The organism is Thalassobaculum sp. (assembly GCF_040219215.1).
Taxonomy (GTDB): domain Bacteria; phylum Pseudomonadota; class Alphaproteobacteria; order Thalassobaculales; family Thalassobaculaceae; genus Thalassobaculum_A.
This window is the reverse complement of sequence record NZ_JAVJSX010000008.1, coordinates 342,428-357,026: the sequence shown is the minus strand read 5'-3', so window position 1 is coordinate 357,026 and position 14,599 is coordinate 342,428. Positions and strand designations below refer to the sequence as shown.

16 protein-coding genes are annotated in these 14,599 nt (G+C 66.7%); 4 read left to right on the top strand and 12 right to left on the bottom strand.

Features of this window, described 5'->3' with window-relative positions; genetic code table 11:
- Window positions 1-2: 2 nt before the first annotated feature.
- Window positions 3-761 carry an SDR family NAD(P)-dependent oxidoreductase gene (locus RIC54_RS07110; protein WP_350085984.1) on the top strand — a complete coding sequence of 253 codons (759 nt, stop codon included), beginning with the start codon at window positions 3-5 and terminating at the stop codon, window positions 759-761.
- Between the two features lie 113 nt (window positions 762-874).
- Window positions 875-1,417, top strand: coding sequence for a PAS domain-containing protein (locus RIC54_RS07105; protein WP_350085981.1), 543 nt, complete (start codon window positions 875-877; stop codon window positions 1,415-1,417).
- A gap of 48 nt (window positions 1,418-1,465) precedes the next feature.
- Here RIC54_RS07105 and RIC54_RS07100 read toward each other — a convergent pair whose 3' ends face one another.
- The 6 genes from RIC54_RS07100 to RIC54_RS07075 form a co-directional block, all read right to left on the bottom strand.
- The gene (locus tag RIC54_RS07100; protein WP_350085978.1) at window positions 1,466-1,627 is read right to left on the bottom strand and encodes a hypothetical protein; all 162 of its coding nucleotides are present in this window, start codon (window positions 1,625-1,627) and stop codon (window positions 1,466-1,468) included.
- A gap of 31 nt (window positions 1,628-1,658) precedes the next feature.
- Window positions 1,659-3,014, bottom strand: a complete 1,356-nt coding sequence (locus RIC54_RS07095) for an amidase (protein WP_350085975.1) — start codon at window positions 3,012-3,014, stop codon at window positions 1,659-1,661.
- The gene (locus RIC54_RS07090; protein WP_350085972.1) at window positions 3,004-4,425 is read right to left on the bottom strand and encodes a TRAP transporter large permease; all 1,422 of its coding nucleotides are present in this window, start codon (window positions 4,423-4,425) and stop codon (window positions 3,004-3,006) included. Before RIC54_RS07090 ends, RIC54_RS07095 begins: the two co-directional genes overlap by 11 nt.
- The gene (locus tag RIC54_RS07085) at window positions 4,422-5,066 is read right to left on the bottom strand and encodes a TRAP transporter small permease subunit (RefSeq protein WP_350085969.1); all 645 of its coding nucleotides are present in this window, start codon (window positions 5,064-5,066) and stop codon (window positions 4,422-4,424) included. The genes RIC54_RS07090 and RIC54_RS07085 overlap by 4 nt, the downstream gene beginning before the upstream one ends.
- Before the next feature lie 94 nt (window positions 5,067-5,160).
- Entirely contained in the window at window positions 5,161-6,300 is a 1,140-nt protein-coding gene (locus RIC54_RS07080) for a TRAP transporter substrate-binding protein (RefSeq protein ID WP_350085966.1), read from the bottom strand.
- Window positions 6,301-6,585: 285 nt separating this feature from the next.
- The gene (locus RIC54_RS07075; RefSeq protein WP_350085963.1) at window positions 6,586-7,260 is read right to left on the bottom strand and encodes a DNA-3-methyladenine glycosylase I; all 675 of its coding nucleotides are present in this window, start codon (window positions 7,258-7,260) and stop codon (window positions 6,586-6,588) included.
- A gap of 227 nt (window positions 7,261-7,487) precedes the next feature.
- On the opposite strand from RIC54_RS07075, the gene ltnD reads away from it, so the two are divergent.
- Complete coding sequence (gene ltnD, locus RIC54_RS07070) at window positions 7,488-8,405, top strand: L-threonate dehydrogenase (RefSeq protein ID WP_350085960.1); 918 nt, start codon at window positions 7,488-7,490, stop codon at window positions 8,403-8,405.
- A gap of 13 nt (window positions 8,406-8,418) precedes the next feature.
- Here ltnD and RIC54_RS07065 read toward each other — a convergent pair whose 3' ends face one another.
- The 3 genes from RIC54_RS07065 to RIC54_RS07055 form a co-directional block, all read right to left on the bottom strand.
- Window positions 8,419-8,814 (bottom strand): VOC family protein, encoded by a 396-nt coding sequence (locus RIC54_RS07065; protein ID WP_350085957.1) that lies wholly within the window; start codon window positions 8,812-8,814, stop codon window positions 8,419-8,421.
- An 80-nt stretch (window positions 8,815-8,894) separates the two neighbouring features.
- Window positions 8,895-9,803 (bottom strand): helix-turn-helix domain-containing protein, encoded by a 909-nt coding sequence (locus RIC54_RS07060; RefSeq protein WP_350085954.1) that lies wholly within the window; start codon window positions 9,801-9,803, stop codon window positions 8,895-8,897.
- Between the two features lie 10 nt (window positions 9,804-9,813).
- A complete protein-coding gene (locus tag RIC54_RS07055) occupies window positions 9,814-10,020 on the bottom strand; it encodes a hypothetical protein (RefSeq protein ID WP_350085951.1) in 207 nt (68 codons plus the stop codon).
- Window positions 10,021-10,061: 41 nt separating this feature from the next.
- Here RIC54_RS07055 and RIC54_RS07050 point away from each other — a divergent pair, with 41 nt between their 5' ends.
- Window positions 10,062-11,081: a lipid II:glycine glycyltransferase FemX gene (locus tag RIC54_RS07050; protein ID WP_350085948.1), complete on the top strand. Its 1,020-nt coding sequence runs from the start codon at window positions 10,062-10,064 to the stop codon at window positions 11,079-11,081.
- Window positions 11,082-11,208: 127 nt separating this feature from the next.
- Here RIC54_RS07050 and infC read toward each other — a convergent pair whose 3' ends face one another.
- The 3 genes from infC to RIC54_RS07035 form a co-directional block, all read right to left on the bottom strand.
- A complete protein-coding gene (infC, locus tag RIC54_RS07045; RefSeq protein ID WP_350087899.1) occupies window positions 11,209-11,748 on the bottom strand; it encodes a translation initiation factor IF-3 in 540 nt (179 codons plus the stop codon).
- Between the two features lie 20 nt (window positions 11,749-11,768).
- Complete coding sequence (gene thrS / locus RIC54_RS07040) at window positions 11,769-13,691, bottom strand: threonine--tRNA ligase (RefSeq protein WP_350150891.1); 1,923 nt, start codon at window positions 13,689-13,691, stop codon at window positions 11,769-11,771.
- Window positions 13,692-13,935: 244 nt separating this feature from the next.
- Entirely contained in the window at window positions 13,936-14,502 is a 567-nt protein-coding gene (locus tag RIC54_RS07035; RefSeq protein WP_350085942.1) for a hypothetical protein, read from the bottom strand.
- Window positions 14,503-14,599: the final 97 nt, after the last annotated feature.

The window sequence follows — 14,599 nt, the reverse complement described above, 5'->3', positions numbered from 1 at the left end:
CCATGATAGGCACTGCCCCCTTTCGACTGCTCGTTACTGGTGCCGCCAGCGGGATCGGCGCGGCCCTGGTCCGCCGCCTCGCCGGCCCTGGCCTGCAGGTGCTGTTGCACACCCGGCGAAACATCGACGGGCTGGCCGCGGTGGCCGAGGCCGTGCAGTCGGCCGGTGGGAGGGTTGAGACCCTGACCGGTGATCTGGGTGACCCGGATCTGCCGGCGGCTCTGGTCGACGGAGCAGCCTCGGCGTTCGGTGCGCTCGACGCCGTGGTGGCCAACGCCGGCTGGGCCGACCGCACGCCCTTGCTGGACGCCGCGCTGACCAAGGTCGACGACGCCCACGTCGGCATCGCCCGCAGCTTCGTCGCCCTGGCCCAGGCCGCGGCCCCGCATCTGCGGGAATCACCCGCCGGTCGGATGGTCGCGGTCTCGGCATTCGGTCCGCACGTGTTCCGACCGGGAGTGATGACCTTTCCAGCGACCGCCGCCGCCAAGGCAGCGCTGGAAACCCATGTCCGAGCCCTGGCGTTCGAACTGGCGGCCGACGGCGTGACCGTCAACGCGGTCGCCCCCGGCTTTATCCAGAAGGACCCCGGCACCCACGCGGCCGTGACGCCGGAACTGCGGGCCAAGGTGACGGCCGGCATCCCGATGGGCCGGATGGGCACGTCCGACGAGGTTGCCGCGGTCATCGCGTTCCTGCTGTCGCGCGATGCCGGCTATGTCAGCGGGCAGGTCATCCACGTAAATGGCGGCTTGGTGTAGTCGGCGCTCGTCCGCCGACACCCGTCGTGTGCGTAATAGTTCGGATTGCAGCAGGCATCCGTTACAAGTAGCTCAATCGGCTTGGGGGCCGCGTCAACGATGGCCTTGTAGCGATGATTGAGCCCGTCCATCGGGTGGTTTCAAATTCAGGTCTTCATCGGGGACAGTTCTGTCCAATGATACGTCGCGGTTACGATTTTCAGCATTCGGCAGGCCTCTCGTTGGAAGACGCCCGAGACGACGCCACCCGGCTTTTTCTTGACTTGTGGAAGCGAAAGTCCGGCGATCGGTTCGCTCCAAGCCGAGACGAGTTCGACTGGCTGGAAATGCCGATGGCCGTTGTGCCGCGCATCATGATCGTTGACGTCCTGACGTCGCCGCTGGATTTCCAGTACCGCTACTTCGGAACCTGGCATGTCGAGTGCCACGGCAGGGACATGACCGGCGTCCGGGTCAGCGAGTACGAGGAAGAAGACTATCGAGACTTCGTGCACGCCGGATACGCCAAGATCATCGAGGCCCGGCGGCCGACGCTCTCGGTCGTTTCAATGATCCTGAACGACCTCCCGTACCAATGCGAGATTCTGCGGCTGCCGCTGTCGAGCGATGGCCGGACCGTCGACATGATCATGGTGGTCGAGAGCCTGCTCGGGTAGCGCCGGGCGGTTGCCGCTTCGGCTCGCGGCACATGGGTGTCGCCGTCGCTACCGGCGACTGAATAGCGCGCGGTAGAAGTCGTAGCCCGCCATCACGACGACGATGGCAAGGACGATCAACAGATCCACATCGTGGACGAACCCGACGAGTATCGCCAGGAAAGCCGCCAGCGTGGCGATCGCCGCGACACCGATGATCTTGTCGGTCATGCCTGCACCCTACGATCGACGACGCCCCGACTCATGCCGATTCCGCCAGAAACTCGACCAGCCAACGCGCGGTCCGCAGCAGGCGGCCGTCGTCGCCGCGCCGCCCGACCACCTGTACACCGATCGGCAGGCCGTTCCCGGCCTGCAGCAGCGGCACGGTCACCGCGGGAGTGCCGCAGAACGTCCACAGGCCATTGAAAACCGGGCTGCCGGTCGACGCCAAGCCCTCCGGCGCCGAACCCTGCGCCGCCGGGGTGACGATCGCGTCGTAGCGATCGAAAACCGCCTCCAGCGCCGCGTTCAGCACGCTTGGCCAGTCGCGCGCCGCGAGATAGTCGTGGGCGGAGATCCGCCGGCCCTCGTCGATCGCGTCGCGCAGCGCCGGGCTCAACCGCTCGGTGCCGCGTTGCGCGTAGCGGCTATAGGACTTCGCCAGCTCCGCCAGCTGGATCACCTCGACCAGTCCCTGGGCCTCGCTGAACGGTCCGGGAAGCTCGACCGCGTCGCAGCTGTCACCCAGCGCTTGGCGCAGTTCGGCGAAACCGTCCCGGGTGTCGGGATCGACGCTATCCCAGCCGGCCTGGGGAACGAAGGCAAAGCTCGGGCGCAGCGGCGGGGCGGTGGCTGCCGTGTCCAGCAAACGCGGCGGCGGAGCCAGAAGGCTCGCCGGATCGCCTGGATCGTGACCGGACAGGCAGTCCGCCAGCAGTGCCGCCCCGCTTACGCTGCCGGCGAACACACCGACGGTATCCAGCGACGGCGCCTGGGCCAGCACCCCGGTCCGCGCGATCATGCCGAAGCTCGGCTTGTAGCCGACGACCCCGCAGAACGAGGCCGGCCGGATCACCGACCCGACGGTCTGGGTCCCGACGGCCAGCGGCACCATGCCGGCCGCCACCGCCGCCGCCGATCCCGACGAGGAACCACCGGGCGTGTGCCCCGGATTGTGCGGATTGCGGGTCTTTCCGGAACTGCGGAACGCCAGTTCGGTGGTGATGGTCTTGCCCATGATCAGGGCGCCGGCCTGCCGCAGGCGACGCACTACGAAGGCATCCACCGCCGGCGTGCGACCGGCATCGATCGCCGTGCCGTTCTCCGTCGGGATGCCGGCGGTGTCGATGATGTCCTTGAGCCCGACCGGCAGGCCGTGCAGCGGACCGATCGGCCGTCCCCGGGCGCGATGATCGTCGAGCGCCTGCGCCTGCTGGCGGATGTAGTCCTGGTCGAGCCAGACCCAGGCCCCAACCTCCGGCTCGCGCACCCGGACCCGTTCAAGGCAGGCTTCCGCCAGCTCGGTCGCCCGCAACCCACCGGCGGCGAGGCGGTCGCGCAGCTCGACCGCGTCGAGGCGCAGAACCGAGTTCATCGGCGCCGGTTCAGCGTCCATAGATCTGATTCGGCAGCCACAGCGCGATCTGCGGCTGCACGTACAGCACGATCATCGCGACGAACACCAGCAGCAGGAACGGCATGCAGCCCTTGAAGATCTGGATCAGCTGCACGTGCGGCGGCGCGATGCCCTTCAGGTAGTACGCCGACATCGCCATGGGCGGCGTCAGGAACGAGGTCTGCAGGTTGAGCGCCACCAGGATGCCGAAGAACAACGGGTCGATCCCGAAATGCGGCAGCAGCGGCAGGAAGATCGGCACGAAGATGATGATGATCTCCGACCACTCCAGCGGCCAGCCCAGCAGGAAGATGATCAGCTGCGCCAGCAGCAGGAACTGCAGCGGCGTCAGGTCGAGGCCAGTGACGAAATTGCCGATCAGCTGCTCGCCGCCGAGATAGGAGAACACCGACGAGAACGTCCAGGACCCGACGAACAGCCAGCACACCATCGCGGTGGTGCGAACCGTCAGGTACACCGACTCCCGCAAACGCCCCCAGGTCAGGGCACGGTAGCAGACCGCCAGCACCAGTCCGCCCAGGGCGCCGATCGAAGCCGCCTCGGTCGGCGTGGCCAAGCCGAACAGGATGGCGCCGAGGACCGACAGGATCAGCACGGCCAGCGGGAAGAACGAGGTCAGCAGCATCACGATCAACCGGCCGACCGGAACGTCCGGCACTTCTTCGCGGGTCGGGTTCGGCGCGGCGCTCGGCTGCACGATGGCGCGGCCGACCACGTAGACCATGTAGAGCCCGGCCAGCAGCAGCCCCGGGAACAGGGCGCCGGCATACAGCTGCACGATCGACACGCCCGAGGACGCCGCATAGACGATCAGCATGATCGACGGCGGTATCAGGATGCCGAGGGTGCCGCCGGCACAGATGATGCCCGAGGCGAAGCTGCTGTCGTACCGCGCCTTGAGCATCGCCGGCAGCGCCAGCAGCCCCATCAGCGTCACGACCGCGCCGACGATGCCGGTCGCGGTCGCGAACAGCGTGCACGTGATCAGGGCAGCCAGCGCCATCGATCCCGGGATCCGGCGCGACGCGATGTTCAGGGTGGAGAACAGCCGCGAGACGATGTTGGCACGCTCCACCACATAGCCCATGAACAGGAACAGCGGGACCGCGGTCAGGACCTCGTTGGTCATCACCGAGTAGGTCTGGTTGATGAACAGGTCGAAGACCCGATTGTTGAAGAATCCGTCGATCCAGGTCTCGAACTGGACCCCGGCGTCGGCCCCGCTCTCCACCGCCCTGTTGTAGGCGCGCCACATGCGATGGGCGTCGAAATAGGCGAAGTAGCCGAACATGATGCCCATCGCCATCAGGGTGAAGGCGATGGGAAAGCCGAGGAAAATCACAAGGATGAAGATCCCCAGCATGAAAAGGGCGACTTGCGGGTCCGTCATGACGGCCTGCCGTCGCGGCTGTCGTCCGCGCTGGGCGGCTTGACGATGTCGACGGCCTCCGTGCCGTGTTGCAGGACGCCGTGCACCGAACGGTCGGCCAGCAGGACCTCCGTCTCCTCGATGTCGTCGTCGGCCGCCAGCCACTCACCGGTGCGTATGCAGACGATGCATCGCAGTACCTGGGCGACGCCCTGGATCAGCAGCAGCACTCCGGCGGCGACGATCACGGTCTTCAACTGGAAGATCGGGATGCCCGCCGGGCTGTTGACGCTCACCTCCAGGTAGCCCCAGGACCGGTAGGCGTACTTCCACCCGGCAAGGATCAGCGCCAGGACGCCGGGGAAGAAGAACAGGAAGTACAGCACCAGTTCGACCCTGGCCTGGGTCCGCGCCGACCACAGCCGGTACAGGAAGTCGCCGCGAACGTGACCGCCACGCGACAACGTGTAGGCGCCGCCCATCATGAACATGGTGCCGTACATGATGTAGGAAACGTCGAGCGACCATGTGGTGGGCGAGTTCAGCACGTAGCGAACGAACACCTCGTAGGCCACTCCGAAGGTCATCCCCAGGATGGTCCAGGCGAATGCCTTGCCGAACCACGCCGATATGCGGTCGGCCAACCGGATGCAATCGATCATAGCGGATCCATCATACCGGCAAGGGCGCCGCACAGACCGCCCCGAAGCCCGGGTAACGCCGGGCGCCGGGACAGCCTGTCCGGACGCCGACGCCCTACAGCTTCAGCTTTCCCGGGAAGTAGTGATCGTAAGCCAGGGCGAGATCCGGGGAGTTCATCAGCTCGTAGAACACCACCCGTTCGACCCAGGCGCGCTGGCTGTCCAGGACCTTCTTCATGTACGGATCCTTCTCCAGCTCGGGGATCAACTGGTCCCAGGCCTTCAACTGGGCGTCGAGGATCTCCTTGGGCGTCCGGTGAACGACGACACCATGGTCCTTCTGCAGCTTCTGCAGATCCGCCGAATAGGCGTTGAGGGCCAGAGCGGTATTCGACGTGCTTACCGCCTCGACACCGTACTTCAGGATCGCCTGCAGATCCTTCGGCAGGTCGTCGAAGAAGTCCTTGTTGAACAGGAACTCGAACGACTCGCTGGCCTGATGGTACGACGACAGCATGTAGTTCTTGGCCACGTCCTGGGCGCCGAACCGCATGTCGGACGACGGGTTGTTGAACTCGAAGGCGTCGATCACGCCCCGTTCCATCGCCGGCACAATCTCGGCTCCCGGCAGTTGCGCGACGCTCATGCCGAGCCGCTGCATCAGGTCGGCGGCGAGGCCGACGGTGCGGTACTTGAAGCCGTTGACTTCCGCCACCTTGGTGACCGGCTTCTTGAACCAGCCGAACGGCTGCGCCGGCATCGGGAAGCCGTAAAACCCGTAGACCTTGAGCTTCAGGATATCCTGGGTCAGTTCGCGGTACAGATCGGCACCGCCACCCGCGTAGAACCAGGCGAGCATGGTGTTGGCGCTGCCCCCGAACACCGGGCCGGTGCCGAACAGCGACGCAGCTTTGTGCTTGCCGTACCAGTAAACCGGCACGGTGTGGGCAGCGTCCAGCACACCATCATTGACGGCGTCCAGCACCTGAAACGCGCCGACGACGGCGCCGGACGGCAGAAGATCGATCTTCAGGCGACCGCCCGACATCGCTTCGACGCGTTCGACGTACTGGCGGGCGAAATCCATCCAGATGTCCGATGCCGGCCAGGAGGTCTGCATCTTGACCACCACCGGGCTCTGGGCGACCACGGCGGGGGCGGCAAGGCTGCCGGCGACGGTGGCACCAGCGGCGAGAGCGCCGCCTTTCAGCAATTTGCGGCGCGATACACGGGTATTCTCGGTGTTCTCGTTCACGGCACTCCTCCCTTTGCATTGCTGACCCGAAGCGGGTCGACCCTTGGCGGGTTCGTTGCAAACCGGTTTGTCGGACGCCATCAATTCCAAGAACGCACTTCTGCTCGAACAGACTCCATTTTCTATGGCGCAGTCACAACGGTACGGACGAACTGTTGCCCGTGGTGCCCGACGCGCAGGCTGAAGCATGCGAGATCCTACACCCCGCCAGCTTGACACAATTGAGTGGCAGGCTCCACATCGCCCTTGCGGCCCCGGCGAAACCTTCGATAGCAAATCACCGGTTTAGCGGTCGACGGTGAGCGCCAGCACCCGGCTGATCTGGGTTAGGCCGCGGCCGCTCTCTGCCATCCACTCGTTGAACGCGCCCTGGATCGACTGCAAGGCACGGCGCGATGTTACCGGCCCGTCGATCACGCCCTCGCGCTTCAACGCCGTCACCACGTCGGTCGACAGCAGGAACGAGTCCTTCCCCATGGTCCGCAGGGCCAAGCTGCCGGCCAGCCCGCCGAGCCGGGCGCCGCGTGCCTTCAGCAGTTCCAGCAACCCCGAATAGGTTTCCGCCGGCCAGTCGGCGAACATCCGGGCGGCCGACCCGTGCTCGACCGCCAGATCCAGCAGGAACGCCGCATTCTCGCGAACCGAGCGGATCTTGGCACCGTTGCGCACCACCCGGGTATCGGACAACAGCCGATCCAGGTCGTCATCGCTGGCCATCGCGCACTTGCGCACGTCGAAACCGTCAAACGCCGCCTCAAAGCCCGGCCACTTTGTCTCGACCACGCTCCAGTTGAAGCCGGCCTGGAACACCCGCTTGGTCATCTCGGCCAGCCATCGGGCATCCGGGATTGCCGCCAGTTCATCGCGGGACCTGGGAATCGGCAGGGCACTCTCAAGCGCGTGGGCTCCGCCCTTCCGCTCTGCCGCGCGGGCATAGAGTTCGGCGAACGAGACCGGCATGACGTTCCTCCCTTGCGGGTGTTGATGGAAGCGATGCGGATCAAACGCCTTAGTCCACCACACCTGCGTGCCCTTCGTGTGCTGCCAATTCGCCATCGGTGCGCGTAGGAACCGGCATCGATTCCGCCAGGGTGCCCGAGACAGGCGTTTGCCCTGTTCCTTGGTTTCCCGTCCATGCGTATGGTCATCAGACATTTGGGTGAACACACCGGATCGGAGAACAGGTCATGGCCTCCACTACCACCACCGTCGGAGTCATTGGCCTCGGCTCGATGGGCCTCGGCGTCGCCAAGACCCTGTGCCGCGCCGGCTTCGAGACCTGGGGCTTCGACGTCCGCGACGCCTCGGTCCTGGAGCTCGAGGAAGCAGGCGGCCATGGTGCGTCCAGTCCGGCCGAACTCGGCCGCAAGGTCGACGTCGCGATCGTGCTGGTGGCGACCGCCGATCAGGTTCGCACCGTGCTGTTCGGCGAAGCCGGTGCCGCCGTCGCGATGCACCAAGGCTCGGTGGTCATCGCCAGCGCCACCGTCCCGGCCAGCGCCGCCATTGAGACCGGCTTCCAGCTCTCCGAGCACGGTATCCTGATGATCGACGGGCCGGTGTCCGGCGGGGTGGTCGGCGCTGAGTCGGGGAACCTCTCGCTGATGGCCTCGGGCCCGGACGAGGCCTTCGTCGCCGCCCAGAGCGTGCTCGACGCCATCGCGTCCAAAGTCTACCGGCTCGGCACCAGTCACGGCGTCGGCTCGACTGTGAAGACCATCAACCAGCTGCTGGCCGGTGTGCACATCGCGGCCTCGGCCGAGGCGATGGCGCTGGGCATCCGCGCCGGCGTCGATCCCAAGACGCTGTTCGAGGTGATCTCGAACTCTGCCGGATCGTCTTGGATGTTCAACAACCGGGTTCCGCACATTCTCGACGGCGACTACGCCCCGAAAAGCGCCGTCGACATCTTCGTGAAGGATCTCGGGATCGTGCTGGAGACCGGCAAGGGTTTGACCTTCCCGCTGCCACTGACCGCCACGGCCCATCAGCAGTTCCTGGCGGCCTCGGCCGGGGGGCTCGGCCGGCAGGACGACTCCGCGGTCATCAAGGTGTTCCAGAAGCTGACCGGGATCGACCTGCCGCCGGAGAAGGACGCGTCCTAGCCCCGTCCGCGCCTCATATCTCCGCGTACGGATCGTAGGTGCCGAAGCTCCACAGCCGGCCTTCCAGATCGCGCACCGAATAGTCACGCGCGCCGTAGTCGGTGTCGGCTGGAGGTCGCACGACCTCGGCGCCGGCCGCCACCGCGCGGGCGTGGTGGGCGTCGACGTCGTCCACCTGCACGTAGACCCCGAACCCCTCCACGGTCCACGGATTGGCCGGGTCCGGCGCGCTGGTGGAGCCACACATGATCATGCCGGCACCGTTGCGCAGCTCGGCGTGCCTCACGGCGCCGTCCTCGCCCGGGACCACCATCTTCGGTTTGAACCCGAACGCCCGATCGAGCCACTCGATGGCGGCCGGCGCGTTGCGGTATTTCACGCAGGGAAAGATGTTCGGATGATCGGCCATGGCGGCCTCCTCGCAAAGGTTGACGACTGCACGGGACGTTAGGCACGGCGTCGTGGACGGTCTTGCAAGGATTTTACCGGTCACCCCGGCAGAGTGGCCCGCTCCAGGGGCCGGCGCTGCGCCAGGAAGACGGTCGGGCTGACGCCGGCGAAATGCCGGAAATCGTTCACGAAATGCGCCTGGTCGGTGTAGCCGCATTCATAGGCGACATCGGCCCAGCCGGCGCAAAGGCCGCGGTCGTACAGGCCGATCGCCCGGTGAAAGCGCAGGATGCGGGCAACGGTCTTCGGCGGCAGGCCGATCTGGTCGCGGAACACCGCGATCAGGTGCTTGCGGCTGCAATCCAGCTCCGCCGCCAGATCGCCGATCGAAAGCTGGCCGCCGGAGGCCTCCATGCGCTGCCAGCCGGCGACCGCGAGCCTGGACGGCCGGTCGGTCTCGGACAGCCGGCGGGCGATCGCGGCGTCCAGTAGGTCAAATCGGGTCGACCAGTCCGGAGCGTTCAGCAGCGCCTCGACCAGCCGGGGTCCCGCAGTCCCGAACGCATCGTCGACCCCGACCACCCGGTTCGCCACCTCGCCCATCGGCATTGCCAGAAGCCGACGAGCGCCCAATGGCGTCAGGCTGACGTGCAGGCCGCTCTGCTCGCCCACGGTCTCGGTCAGCACGGTCACATCGTGCACGCCGGCCAGGAACCCGCCATGATGCCGGGCCACGACGGCGTTACCGTCGCCATCGAGGAACCGCAGGGTCGGGCCGAAATCGAAGATCAGCACGACGCCGGGCCAAGGCAGTTCCCGCCGCCGCATCGGCCCCAGCGAACGCTCCCGGTATCCCGTGTAGTCGAGAACGGTGCCGCGCAGCCGGGGGTCAGGATCGCCGGACACCATCTCCAGTTCGGTTTCGGCATCGGCATGGCGCATGACGCGGACCGGCCGGCGTGCCACGGCCGACCGGCACGCCGCTTCGACGGCCGACACCAGCGTCATCCCGCAACTCCTACCCGAACAGACATCCGATCCCGTAGCACGACGCCCCGAACAGCTTGACCGTGACCGCCCAGCCGACGACGTCCAGTGCCACCATCAGAATGGTGACCGGCAGGCCCACGAACAGCAGCACGTAGATCAACGCCCAGCCGGTGTAGCGGCGGGTCGGGATCATGTGGCCGTGGACGCGCACGGGTTTCTTGAACAGGGTGATCATCGGCGGAACACTAGCGGCTGAACCGCGGGCGGGGAACACGGATGGCGGAACGGAGAAACCAGCGGCGGCGCAAACCCGCATCTGCCGCCAAAGCGGATACCGGTCGGCCCGGCGGATCGCGCGACGGCATCGACCTGGTCTGGGCCGGTGAGAACGAGCGCGACTGGAGCCAACTGCTGGCAGCCGCTGGCCAGGCACCGATCGAGCAGAGCTGGCCGTACGGCGACGCCATCGCCGCCGGATCGCCCTACCGGCCAGTGCGCGGGGTGTTCCGGCAGGGGCGCCGGCCGGTCGCCCTGGTGCAGGCGCTGGTGTGGTCGATCGCCGGGGCGGTACGCCTGGTCAAGGTGGTGCGCGGCCCGCTGTTCCTCCACGAGACGCCGGACCCGTCCGTGCAGAACGCGGTGTTCCAGCTGATCCGCGCCTGCTGGCCGCTGGCCCGGGCCAACGCCCTGTTCTGGACCCCGGAACTTCCAGAGGGCGAGGCAAGCACCACGTTGATGCGCGGCCTCGGCATGCGCCGCACCGTCACCGGCTACAGCACGGCCTGGTTGGACCTATCGGCCGGTCTGGACACCTTGCGGACGGGGCTGCACCAGAAATGGCGCAACCAGTTGGTCAGGGCCGAACGGGAGCGGCTGCGGGTCCGCGACTCCCACGGTGGAGCGGCGCTCGGATGGCTGGTCGAACGTCATGACGAGCACCGCAAGCGGCGTCGGTTCAGCGGCCCGACCGGCACCTTCGCCGCCGCCCTCGCCGTACTGGCAACCAAGCCGCAGGACGTGCTGATCCTGATGGCCGAGCGCGGTTCGGAGCCGGTGGCCGGCGTGCTGTTCCTGCGCCACGGCGACGCCGCCACCTACTATCTCGCCTGGACCGGCCCGGACGGCCGCGACGCCCACGCCCACAACCGGCTGCTGTGGGAGGGGATCGGGCGTCTGGCCGACAGCGGCGTGCGTTGGCTCGACATGGGGGGCATCGACGCCTCGATGCCGGGTGTCAGCCGTTTCAAGCTCGGCCTGGGCGCATCGCCGGTAACCCTGGCGGGGACGTGGTTGTAAGCGACGGCTCCGTCCTGCTTCCCGGAGCGCCGGCTCGCCCGCAACGGCAAACGGCCCGGAAATCGCTCCGGGCCGTTCGGATGTTATGCGCGCTCGGCGGGACCATGGTTCCGCGAGCGTCTGGCGATCAGCGCGGCGCCACCACCATGACCATCTGCCGGCCTTCCAGCCGCGGATGCGCCTCGATCTTGGCGAGTTCGCCAAGATCGTCCTGCACCCGCTTCAGGACGTTCAGCCCGATCTCCTGGTGCGCCATCTCGCGTCCCCGGAACCGCATGGTCAGCTTGACCTTGTCGCCATCTTCCAGGAAGCGGTTCACGCTCCGCATCTTGGTCTGGTAGTCGTGGTCGTCGATGTTCGGGCGCATCTTGATCTCTTTGACCTCGATGACCTTCTGCTTCTTCTTGGCCTCGTTCTTCTTCTTCTGGGCCTCGTACTTGAATTTCCCGAAATCGAGGATCTTGCAGACCGGCGGGTCGGCGTTCGGCGACACCTCGACAAGGTCGAGCCCGTACTGCTCGGCCTGCGCGAGGGCGTCGTTCAGGCTCAACACGCCAAGCATGTCGCCCTCGGGGCCGACGCACCGTACGGTGCGCACATTGATCTCACGGTTGACGCGCGGCCCGTCTTTTGCTGGCGGCGCGGCGTTGAAGGGAGGTCTAGCTATGGGGTCGTCTCCTTATGTGGTCAGGCCTGTCCGCACGGCGGAGTGGCTTCGATCTTGAGTCTATGAACCGCGTCGTCCAACGCAAGCACTTCCTGCGCCTGACCGCCAAGCCGCCGCACAGCAACACTTCTTCCCTCGGCTTCCCGGGCGCCGACCACCAGGATCGCCGGCACCTTGGCCTCGGAATGCTCTCGGATCTTGTAGTTGATCTTCTCGTTTCGGCGATCCATCGCGACGCGCAGCCCGGCCGCCTTGCATGCGGCGGCCACTTCTTCGGCATAGCCATCGGCGTCGTTGGTGATGGTCGCGACCACCACCTGCAACGGCGACAGCCACATCGGGAAGCGGCCGGAATACTGTTCGATCAGGATCCCGATCCAGCGCTCCATCGAACCGAAGATCGCCCGGTGCAGCATGACCGGCCGCTTGCGCTCGCCGCTCTCCGCCACATAGTTGGCGTCAAGGCGCTCCGGCAGCACGAAGTCGACCTGCAGGGTCCCGCACTGCCAGTCGCGGCCGATGGCGTCGCGCAGCACGAACTCCAGCTTCGGGCCGTAGAACGCGCCCTCGCCCGGATTCAACGTGGTGTCGAGCCCAGCAGCATCGCATGCCGAGCGCAGTGCCCCTTCGGCCCGGTCCCAGACCGCGTCCTCGCCGGCCCGCACTTCCGGCCGGTCGGAGAACTTGATCCGGATGTCCTCGAAGCCGAAGTCGCGGTACACGCTTTTCAGCAGGTCGCAGAACCGGATGCTCTCCGAGGTGATCTGGTCCTCGGTGCAGAAGATGTGGGCGTCGTCCTGGGTGAACGCCCGCACCCGCATGATGCCGTGCAACGCGCCGGACGGCTCGTTGCGGTGGCACGAACCGAACTCGGCAAGGCGCAGCGGCAGGTCGCGGTAGGACTTCAGGCCCTGCTTGTAGACCTGGACATGCCCCGGGCAGTTCATCGGCTTCAGTGCCAGGACCTTGTCGTCCTCTGCGTTGGCCGTGAACATCGCCTCGCGAAACTTGTCCCAGTGCCCCGACGCCTCCCACAGCGCCCGGTCGATCAACTGCGGCGTCTTGATCTCGCGATAACCGCCCTCTTCGAGCCGGCCACGGATGTAGTTCTCGATCACCCGGTACAGGGTCCAGCCCTTGGGGTGCCAGAACACCGAGCCGACCGCCTCTTCCTGGATGTGGAACAGGTCGAGCTCCCGGCCCAGTCGGCGGTGGTCGCGCTTCTCGGCCTCCTCCAGCATGTGCAGGTAGGCGTCGAGCTGCTTCTGGTCGGCGAACGCCGTACCGTAGATCCGCTGCAGCATCGGCTTGCTGCTGTCGCCGCGCCAGTAGGCCCCGGCCACCTTCATCAGCTTGAAGGCGTGGCCGATGGTCTTCGTCGACGGGCCGTGCGGGCCGCGGCACAGGTCGAGGAAATTGCCCTGGCGGTAGAAGCTGATGATCTCGCCTTCCGGAATCGCCTCGGCCAGCTCGACCTTGAACGGCTCGTTGGTCGCCTTGTAGTGGGCGATCGCCTGATCGCGGGTCCATTCCTCGCGCGTGATCGGCTCGTCGCGGTCGACGATGTCGTGCATCCGCTTCTCGATCGCGACCAGGTCGTCCGGGGTGAACGGCGTGGCGCGGTGGAAGTCGTAATAGAAGCCGTTCTCGATCGACGGGCCGATCGTGACCTGGGCGTCCGGGTACAGCTCAAGCACCGCCTCCGCCAGCACGTGGGCGCAGTCGTGGCGGATGTGCTCGGCCGTTGCCTCGTCCTTGCGGGTTACTAGGGCAAGTTGGGCGTCACGGTCAATCGACAGACCCAGATCGACGAACTTGCCGTCGACCTTGGCGACGAATGCCGCCTTGGCGAGGCCGGGGCCGATGTCGGCAGCAACCTGCGCCGGCGTTACCGGCTGGTCGTAGGAACGGACGGAGCCGTCGGGAAGCGTTATGGCAGGCATGGCGTGTCTCGACTGAAAAACGATGAACTGACAGGAATACCGGGCGAGCCGGCGCGCACCGGCTCGCAGGATGGACGCCGCCTCAGACGGGGACCGTCCGAGACGGCCGGCTAGTCAGCTCACGCGAGCAGCGCATCGGTTCGCCTGCATTGATCGTCGATGCCGGTTACTTAACGCGCCCGCGCCGGGGTCGCAAGGGTGGCGTCCCGGTTCCGCCGGTCGGACCCGACTTGCCCGACTCGGCCTATTGCGATGGCGGGGTGAAACGCATCGCAGCCGCCAGCATCGCCAGCTTCCCCTCTTCCGGTGTCGCCCGTGCGTTGACGACGACCCGGCAGCTCTGGTTTCCGCCGCAGCCCGCGTCGAGATACTTGGACCCGAACCCGCCGTCGTCGGCACGCTCGAACTCCTCGCGCACGAGCGTCGGGTGCGCCTCGGCGATCCGCGCGGCCACCACGGGTTCCAGCGCCTTGGCGTCGCCGAACTCCGACACCACGAAGCATCCGGCACCGTCGCGGATGATCAGCAGGATGTGCATCGCCGGATTGGGCGTCCACACGCTTCCCGGCTTGCCGTTGAGCCAGTGACCCGCCAGGAACTCATGCACCTGGTTCATGCCCGCCGTGTCGTAGGCCGCGTCGGCGTGGACTGCCGACAGGCACCGGTTCACGAAGGTTTCGACGAACAGCTTGTTGTGGGCCAGCGGGTCCGGTGCGGGTTCCTGGGCAACGGCCGCCGGTGCGGCAGGAAGCAGCAGCGCAGCGCCCAGCAGCACGCGCCCAAGCAGTTCCGTGATCGCCGTGCCGTTCATCGCTGCCCCCGTGCCTTGTCCTGTCGACACCATAGCCCAGTGACCCGCCCGCTCAACCGTTCACCGGGCGCCGGCCCATTCGCGCTTGCATCACACG

Coding starts and splice junctions, on each gene's coding strand:
- RIC54_RS07085 (WP_350085969.1), bottom strand. CDS start 5,066: ATGATCGATTGCATCCGGTTGGCCGACCGCATATCGGCGTGGTTCGGC.
- RIC54_RS07050 (WP_350085948.1), top strand. CDS start 10,062: ATGGCGGAACGGAGAAACCAGCGGCGGCGCAAACCCGCATCTGCCGCC.
- RIC54_RS07090 (WP_350085972.1), bottom strand. CDS start 4,425: ATGACGGACCCGCAAGTCGCCCTTTTCATGCTGGGGATCTTCATCCTT.
- RIC54_RS07065 (WP_350085957.1), bottom strand. CDS start 8,814: ATGGCCGATCATCCGAACATCTTTCCCTGCGTGAAATACCGCAACGCG.
- RIC54_RS07060 (WP_350085954.1), bottom strand. CDS start 9,803: ATGACGCTGGTGTCGGCCGTCGAAGCGGCGTGCCGGTCGGCCGTGGCA.
- RIC54_RS07110 (WP_350085984.1), top strand. CDS start 3: ATGATAGGCACTGCCCCCTTTCGACTGCTCGTTACTGGTGCCGCCAGC.
- RIC54_RS07105 (WP_350085981.1), top strand. CDS start 875: ATGATTGAGCCCGTCCATCGGGTGGTTTCAAATTCAGGTCTTCATCGG.
- ltnD (WP_350085960.1), top strand. CDS start 7,488: ATGGCCTCCACTACCACCACCGTCGGAGTCATTGGCCTCGGCTCGATG.
- thrS (WP_350150891.1), bottom strand. CDS start 13,691: ATGCCTGCCATAACGCTTCCCGACGGCTCCGTCCGTTCCTACGACCAG.
- RIC54_RS07055 (WP_350085951.1), bottom strand. CDS start 10,020: ATGATCACCCTGTTCAAGAAACCCGTGCGCGTCCACGGCCACATGATC.
- RIC54_RS07035 (WP_350085942.1), bottom strand. CDS start 14,502: ATGAACGGCACGGCGATCACGGAACTGCTTGGGCGCGTGCTGCTGGGC.
- RIC54_RS07095 (WP_350085975.1), bottom strand. CDS start 3,014: ATGGACGCTGAACCGGCGCCGATGAACTCGGTTCTGCGCCTCGACGCG.
- RIC54_RS07100 (WP_350085978.1), bottom strand. CDS start 1,627: ATGACCGACAAGATCATCGGTGTCGCGGCGATCGCCACGCTGGCGGCT.
- RIC54_RS07075 (WP_350085963.1), bottom strand. CDS start 7,260: ATGCCGGTCTCGTTCGCCGAACTCTATGCCCGCGCGGCAGAGCGGAAG.